Below are 8,794 nucleotides of genomic sequence, written 5' to 3' on the forward strand. Positions count from 1 at the left end.
CGACCTACCGGCTTTTCGTCTGTTTATATTCAGCTTTTGACAGTTTATATTATAGCACCGATTCGCTTACGATGCAATACGTTTTTTCTCCAATATAAGCCATTTTCTCCAATCAAATAGCTTTTCTCCATTTAAGCATCACTTTACTTTACTATTCATTCACCATTCTCTACTCTCCGGAACAACTACATGTCTGCAATCTCCCCGATGCACCTGTTCTATATAAGAATTCAGCGCGCCGCACGGCGGTGTTCCCTGCTTTTCGTACATCTTGTATCACCTGCCCTATGTATAAAAGTATACCATGGCAGCTAGACGGCTTCAACAAAATCTCATGCAATTCTTATGGCAGAATTGATGTTTGTGCCTGTCTGTGGTAGAATAATGATAATTATACTCTTATATGTATATCTCGGAAAATCATAAAAAGCAGGGAGATTTCAAAATGACAGATTATGCACCTGGTATGCGTGCTGTTATTCGTGACGAAGAATGGCTCATCAAAAGGATCGAAACAAACAGCCTTGGTCATCAAGTTTTACATTGCGTCGGTGTCACCCCACTAGTGAAAGATCGCGATGCCATTTTTCTCACAGATCTCGAACAGATTCAGATTGTAGATCCTGCGAGCATTCAGTTGATTGCCGACTCATCCCCATTTTTCAAACGGTCACTATTGTATTTAGAAAGTCAATGGCGGCAGCAGCTTCCCACTGACACAAATTTGCATATTGGCCACAAAGCGGCTATGGATCCCATGCCATACCAACTGGATCCTGCAAAACTTTCTTTGCAGCGTCCCCGCCAGCGCATCCTGATTGCGGATACTGTCGGCCTTGGCAAAACGCTGGAAGCCGGTATCCTGATGTCGGAGTTGATTGCACGCGGCAAAGGCAAGCGCATTCTGGTCGTCACCGTAAAAAGCATGATGACGCAGTTCCAAAAAGAAATGTGGAATCGCTTTACCCTTCCGCTTGTGCGGCTGGATTCCAACCGAATCCAAAAGATTCGAGCCAGTCTGCCTTCCAACTACAATCCTTTCTTTTACTACGATAAAACAATTGTTTCCATCGACACCTTAAAACGCGATGTGGAATACCGTACACATTTGGAAAAAGCATATTGGGACATTATCGTTATTGATGAAGCGCAGAATGTTGCCGAACGTGGTGACCATCAAGCACAGCGTTCTCGCCTTGCAAAACTGCTTGCCAACCGCAGCGATACCATGATCATGCTGTCGGCCACCCCACACGATGGCCGTGCCAAAAGTTTTGCTTCCCTGATGAATATGCTGGACCCGACTGCCATTGCAGACCCTGAAAATTATACCCCGGAAGACATCAGGGGTCTGTGTATCCGCCGCTTTAAAAGCGATGTCAAAAATCAGGTCAACGGCTCGTTTCTTGAGCGGCAGGTGACATTGGAACATTGTCACGCCTCTGCACAGGAGGAATATGCCTTCGACCTGCTTGCTGAAATGCAGCTGGAAATGGATGCTGGCAAAGCCAAAAGCTCTGGACGTCTGTTCAAAACAAGCTTAGAGAAATCTCTCTTTTCTAGCCCAGCAGCCTGTCGCAAAAGCATCGAGGCCCGCCTGAAAAAGCTCTATAAAAAATATACGGCAGATGATATTTCTGATATTCGCTTGTTAGAAGAGTTGCATACTGCTCTGGGACAGGTCACGCCCGAAAACTTCATGCGCTATCAAAAACTGCTGGAACTTTTGCGTAGCGATTCCTACGGATGGAACCCCAAAGATCCTGGTGACCGCGTTGTGATCTTTACCGAGCGCATCGAAACCATGAATTATCTGGCGGAACATCTGCGGACTGATTTGGGGCTGAAGTCCTCTGCGATCCAAGAGATTTCTGGTGGTATGAGCGATGCAGAGCAGCAGCGCATTGTAGAAGATTTCGGCCGCACGGAATCTCCCATCCGCATTCTGGTCGCTTCGGATGTAGCTTCTGAAGGTCTGAATCTTCATTATCTGAGCCACCGCCTGATTCACTTTGATATTCCGTGGTCATTGATGGTATTCCAGCAGCGCAACGGCCGCATCGACCGTTACGGTCAGCAAAAACGCCCTGATATCCGCTATCTGCTCATTGAGAGCAATAACAAACAGATCAAAGGTGATATGCGTATCATCGAGATTCTGATTCAAAAAGAAGAGCAGGCACTGAAAAATATCGGCGATCCTGCCTTACTGTTGGGCAAGTTCAATGTGGAAGAGGAAGAAACGGTGATTGCGGAAGCCATCGAATCCGGTTCCGACGCAGATACATTTGCTCAGAGTCTAGATGCCGATGCGCAGGAATTCAACCCCTTTGAAGCTTTGATGGCCGCTGCCTCAGAAACAGAGGAGACTGCTATTGAGCAGCTTTCAGAAACTGTTTCCGACGAAACATTGTTCACCGATAAGGAATATCTGGAGCAAGCTGTGCAATACCTTAATCAGACTGACAGCAATCCAGTTCAGGAACTGCAAACGGTTTCTGGCCTAGATATCCGGTTAACCCCGGAAATGGAGCGCCGTTTGCGTGCGCTTATACCGGAAGAAGCCATGCCGCAAGGAGAAACACTGCGCCTTTCGGATGACAAAGCCTTCTGCATGGAGCAGATGCGCACCAGCATGCAAAAGAACATGGATGAGGCGGCATGGCCGTCCTCGCAGTATTTGTGGAAGCTGCACCCGATTTTCTCTTGGGTCAATGATAAGGCCGGGCTTTTGTTCAAACGCGCAGAAGCTCCCGTTCTGGGTCTGCCCGGCGTTTTGTATCCCGGTGAAGCGTTGTACATCGTTTCCGGCAGTGTTCCCAACCTGAAATCCACGCCGCTCATCGATGAATGGTTTGGTCTGCTGTATCGGGATGGGCAATTCATTCAGCGACTTTCCATGGAGGAGGTTGTCCAGAAAGCCGGACTGCGTAGCGCGCGTATTCCCAACACAAACTGCATCACGAACCAAAGCATCGTTGCTGCAAGCAGCTTGTTGCACGATGTAGTCACGCAGGCAAAGACCTATCTCACAGAGCGATACCAGCAGTACCAGGCAGAGATGAACCCCAAGCTGGATGCAGAGGTGGATAAGCTGATTGAACTGCAGGAAAAACACAAGGAGTACTATCAGACCACCCTATTTGAACATGAACGTCAACTGCAGGAGCAGGAGCGCCGGGTGGACAAACTGTTTGATGATTTTACGAACTGGGTAAAAGAAACCCTGACGATTCAAAACAACCCATATATTCGTATCGTATCCGTCCTGATGGGGGTATCCGAATGAGCATCGATCTAACCGGTATCACAAATAAAAACGAATATTATACCAACCACTATTTTTCGACCATCTTTGAGGAAAATGCAGGTGAGGCCATCACTGCCTGGGCTCAGGCTGCAAAGTCATCCGAAGAGATCCGCACACCTTGGGCACAGCTGCGACAAAACGCCCGACAGTTCTATCCCTTGCACGACCGCTACGCAGGCGGTGCATTGAATTTGCAGCTTCTGGCTGCGATTCGCACGATGGCAGACCGTTACCTGGCTTCTCTTGGGTATCCAGAAGCTGCCCCGGAACTTGTCCCTGTAGATGCTTCTCTGTCTGTTCCCGTTTATTTGGAAATGAAAAAGAGCAACGGTGCACCACTGCTATGGGTCATGCTCTCTGCTTCCAGAGAATCGGATGCCGGTATTCTGGAAAGCAATGTCTTTGACGGTAACATTGCAGAGGAAGATGCCTTCGGTGCCGTCCACAACGATGACCTGCTGGAACTGAAAAATGAGGATCTTGCCACACAGATTCTGTTCGGTGCCGCAGAGCCGCCGCGTTTTCTTCTGTTTATTTCGCTGAATCAGATTGCACTGATTGACCGGAACAAATGGAGTGAAAAACGCTATTTGCAATTCGAATTAGAAGACATCTTTTCTCGCTTGGAACTCACAACCCTGCAAGCCATGGTCGTCCTACTGCATAAAGATTCCCTCTGCCCGGAAGACGGTTCTATTCTTCTAGATGAGTTAAACGAGCAGAGTCAGAAAAATGCTGCGGGTGTTTCACAGGATTTAAAATATGCCCTGCGTGAATGTATCGAACTTTTGGGCAATGAAGTCCTCCACGACATGCGAACCCGGCAGAAAATTAACCTAGAAGAGCATCCCGTGGATGCCGGACAGCTGACACTGGAGTGCCTGCGCTATATGTACCGGATGCTGTTCATACTGTTCATTGAGGCGCGGCCAGAATTGGGCTATGCTCCCATCCGTGAACTGAGTTATCTGAAAGGTTACTCGTTGGAAAGTCTGCGGGATATCGCCGACGCTGTCCGAGATGATGTGGATGAAGTGAGCGATGGCTATTATCTACATGAAACGCTGGCAAAACTTTATGACCTGATTTATAACGGTTATCCGGAAACGGAAGCCGAATTTCAAAAAGTAACCGGTGCCGACAGTATACACGATGTTTTTTTGATTGCTCCGCTCAAGGCGCATATCTTTGACCCGGAGTACACCAAGTTGATCAATGCTACCAAACTGCGCAACAGCTGCATGCTGCGTATTATCGACTTAATGAGCCTGACACGTGCCTCCGGCAAACGCAATAGCCGCCGGGGGCGTATTTCCTACGCCAATTTGGGCATCAACCAAATGGGCGCGGTATACGAAGCTCTGCTCTCCTACCGTGGCTTTATCGCACAGCAGGATTTATACGAGGTCAAACGCGCCGGAGTTGACTTCAATGAACTGGATGTCGGCTATTTTGTTTCTGAATCTGATTTGGCACAATATACAGAAGAGGAACGCGTCCGCTATGCGTCTGGCAACAAAAAGGGCAAGTTGCGCATGTATGCCAAAGGCACATTCATCTACCGCTTGGCTGGCCGCGAACGGGAAAAATCCGCTTCTTACTATACGCCGGAAGTTCTAACCAAATGCCTTGTCAAATATGCCCTGAAGGAATTGCTGAAAGACAAATCTGCGGATGACATTCTGCATCTAACCATTTGTGAACCTGCCATGGGCAGCGCAGCATTCTTGAATGAAGCGATCAATCAGCTTGCAGAAGCCTATATTTCTCGTAAAGAGCAGGAAACCGGAGAGATCATCGGCTACGAAGAACGTTTTAACCAGCTGCAAAAGGTCAAAATGTTCATTGCCGACCGCAATGTATACGGCGTTGACCTGAACCCTGTGGCCGTGGAACTGGCCGAGGTTTCTCTGTGGCTGAACACCATTTATCCTAATGGATTTGTGCCGTGGTTCGGTACCCAGCTGGTCAACGGCAATTCCCTGATTGGTGCCCGGCGGCAGTGCTACCGCGTGAGTTCCCTGCAAGCCACCAGCAAAGGTCTGCGCTGGTATGAAAAAGCCCCGGAGCGTGTTCCCCTTGGCACCGAGCGCAAGCGCGGCAAGTTGTCCACACAAATCTATCATTTTCTGTTGGGCGACCCCGGTATGTGCAGTTATACCGACAAAGTCATCAAACAGCTGGAGCCTGCAAAAATCAAGTTTTTGAACACCTGGAACAAGGCATTTACTGCTCCTTACTGTGACGATGATATCGAAACGCTGAAAAAACTCTCCAAGACGATTGACAAGCTCTGGAAAGATCAGATTTCTCTGCGTCAGCAACTGAAGCAGCAGACGCACGACAGCCTGTCTGTGTTCAAATTCAATGATGATGAACCGGACTCCCATACTTCCATCCGCACCAAAGATCAGATGCTGCGCACCATGTACCGTTCCGAGAATGCCAAAAATGCTGGTGCTTATGCTCGTTTAAAATTTGCGATGGATTACTGGTGCGCCCTGTGGTTCTGGCCCATTGACAAGGCTGATCTTTTGCCCAGCCGCAGCGAATTTCTGAATGATATGTACATGATCTTGGTGGGGCTGTACTCCACCAACAGTGATTCCCAGCAGCTTTCCATGCTAGAAGATGCAGACGAAGAAGATACTGACATCCTGCTTCAGGTCAACTTGGACGAACTGTGCGCCCTTTTGCCCCGGCTGAGGCTGGCTCGCACAATAGCACAGCAGAATCACTTTATGCATTGGGAGCTGGAGTTTGCTGATGTATTTGCCGAGCGCGGCGGTTTTGACCTGATGATCGGTAACCCGCCGTGGATCAAGATCGAGTGGAACGAACAGGGCGTGCTGGCGGATGCCAATCCCATGTTTGCTGTAAAAAAACTGACCGCTACCCAGACCACCCATGAACGGCAGACGGCACTGGAAAATGCACATACGCACAGCATGTATTTTGCAGAGTATGAAATGCTTTCCGGCGAACAGAACTTTTTGAACGCCGTGCAGAATTATCCTGCCCTGAAAGGACAGCAGACGAATCTGTTTAAATGTTTTCTTCCACTCTCGTGGGAGAAAACGAATGAAAGCGGCATTGCCGCTTTCGTACACCCTGAGGGCGTCTACGACGACCCGAAGGGTGGTCCACTGATGGTGTCATTCGACACCATCAGTAACCTCTACGATGTTAAAAGCATCGTAGAGTGTTACCAAGGCGAAGCCTCCGCGCCGATTCCAGGCATCAAGGATGCCAATGGCGACTGGAATATTACCGGCCATCCTGACCGTATCATTCATGTTACGCAGCGCGAATTAGAAGTTTTTGCCAAATTGTTTGATGGCAATGATAAGTGGCCGCAGGCACGGCTTCCCGTTTTGCACGTTCGAAGTTTAATTGGAGCCTTAAGTTGCATCGCAAGTCAGACGCAGTACATTTCTGATATAAAAACCGAAATTTTTGGCTCCGAAATGTGGCATGAAACAAATGCACAAAAAGATGGCACTATGGTTCGAAATGTACATTTTCCAGAAAGTCTTACTGATATGATTATTTCCGGACCTCATATTGCAGTTGCAAATCCTTGTTTCAAAACATCTCGAAGCATTTGTCGCCTTAACTCCGATTATGATAATATAGACTTAACTTCGATATCTGATTCATATTTACAACGTTGTAATTATCAGCCATATTGTGCGCCCGAAGAATATGAGGAACGTGCACCACTAACCCCATGGAATTGTAAAAACTATTACAGCTACCGCATTGCTATGCGAAATATGTTTAATCAAGGCGGAGAACGAACCTTAATGTCTGCCATTATTCCGCCGAAAGTCGGCCATGTTCACGCTGTTTACGAACTCGGCTTCAAAAATGATGTTGACACAGCACTAATGAGTGGTCTGATGGAATCTATTCCGTATGATTTCTACATAAAAGCAACCGGAAAGGGCTCTGGAGGCATCGGCGTTTTAGGCGGCCTTCCGATTATCCGCAGTATTTATAGTATCCGTATCATCCTTACCACTTTACTGCTTAATTCGCTCAATGAATATTACGCTCCCCTTTGGAAAAAATGTTGGAATGTTGTCTGGCCTTTCACTACTTGGTCCAAATCCGACCCTCGCCTCTCCCCTGCTCGCTTCACTTCTTTGACCTCGGAGTGGACATGGGACACGCCCTTGCGCACGGACTATGAGCGGCGGCAGGCTCTGGTAGAAATTGATGTACTTACCGCCATGGCACTGGGCATGACCCTGCAGCAGCTCAAGACCATTTACCGCATCCAGTTCCCCGTGCTGCAAAGCTATGAGGCCGATACATGGTACGATGCCAATGGCCGCATTACATTTACCAACAACCGCAGCCTGACCGGTGTAGGCTTCACCCGCCCGGAGTGGGAAAATGCCGGTGCTGTGCAGCCAATCAAGCGCGGCGATGCTCCGTGGGACGGTATTATGAAGCATGCTCCGGCCGGTTATGTGTTTGCCCGTACCATTACGGATGACACCATGCCTGGCGGCCCGGTACAGCGCACCATTGAGTATGCAGCACCCTTTGACCGCTGTGACCGGGAGCAGGATTATGAAACCGCGTGGAAGTTCTTTGAGGAAAAGTATAAAGAATAATAGGCCTATAATTTGATTGGAGGCATCAAGTTGTCCAAGAAAAAAGAGTGTTCCAACCTTGAAACACGCACTATGAATGTCACCATGTCCCAAGATGACTTCAAAAAATTAGATAGCGGTGAACTGCGCTCCAATCATGGACTCCGCGATAGTTCTGGTCATATTAAGGCTTCTCTTGATATTTCTTATATTTCAGAAAATGAACTTCCTCAACGTGAGGTAGTCCGCACGGAAACCGTATATAAAGAGTCTCCTGTCCCATCCCCCACGGCGCAGGCTCTTACTGGAACCACAATGGAAATTTTGGGCGACATCCTTAGCGACCCAGAAGTTAAAAAGTCCATTTCTGACCTTATTCACGTACTCTGGCACTATAAGGTACAACCAAAAATTCAAGATACTATTGATAGAATCAAAGGCATCTCACAACCGCAACCCCCTCGCTCTGAACAAGTTTTTCAAACAAAAGCAGAACAAATTCTATCTTCACAAACTATTGTTCCGGATTCAAAAGATACTTCATTTGAGCCTATTCCTGTCACAAATGAACAGGCTGCATTTTTGTTAGCCAAGACTAAAGAATCCGCATCCGAATTAACCCGATTGATTTATCTTCTTTCCAATATCGTAGTCAAGGATGATATAACAGCCGAAGAATACAGTCTGGAGCAATCTTATATTAAAGAGTTGCTCAGTGAATCCTCTGTGTCAACGATGACTTTTCTTCTTCAAAATCGTCAACTTGGTATTATTGACGATAAAACCGCACTTCTTTTTTCTGATGTTCTTGAGGGATATGTCGGTGACGGTCAACAGCGCATTCCTCTCTCCATCGACAAGATATCCAATCAATAATTAT

3 protein-coding genes are annotated in these 8,794 nt (G+C 47.7%); all 3 read left to right on the forward strand.

From position 1 onward, the window contains the following. Positions 1 to 445: 445 nt before the first annotated feature. From J3352_RS02900 to J3352_RS02910, 3 genes are read left to right on the forward strand one after another with little or no spacing between them, the layout of a single operon-like run. Entirely contained in the window at positions 446 to 3,289 is a 2,844-nt protein-coding gene (locus J3352_RS02900) for a DEAD/DEAH box helicase (protein WP_242699843.1), read from the forward strand. Further along, positions 3,286 to 7,935: a class I SAM-dependent DNA methyltransferase gene (locus tag J3352_RS02905; protein ID WP_207700488.1), complete on the forward strand. Its 4,650-nt coding sequence runs from the start codon at positions 3,286 to 3,288 to the stop codon at positions 7,933 to 7,935. The genes J3352_RS02900 and J3352_RS02905 overlap by 4 nt, the downstream gene beginning before the upstream one ends. A 30-nt stretch (positions 7,936 to 7,965) precedes the next feature. Then, positions 7,966 to 8,790, forward strand: coding sequence for a hypothetical protein (locus J3352_RS02910; protein WP_156065878.1), 825 nt, complete (start codon positions 7,966 to 7,968; stop codon positions 8,788 to 8,790). Positions 8,791 to 8,794: the final 4 nt, after the last annotated feature.

Origin of the sequence: Faecalibacterium sp. Marseille-Q4164 (genome assembly GCF_017377545.1) — a bacterium.
In the GTDB taxonomy this organism is placed as follows: Bacteria; Bacillota; Clostridia; order Oscillospirales; family Ruminococcaceae; genus Faecalibacterium; species Faecalibacterium duncaniae.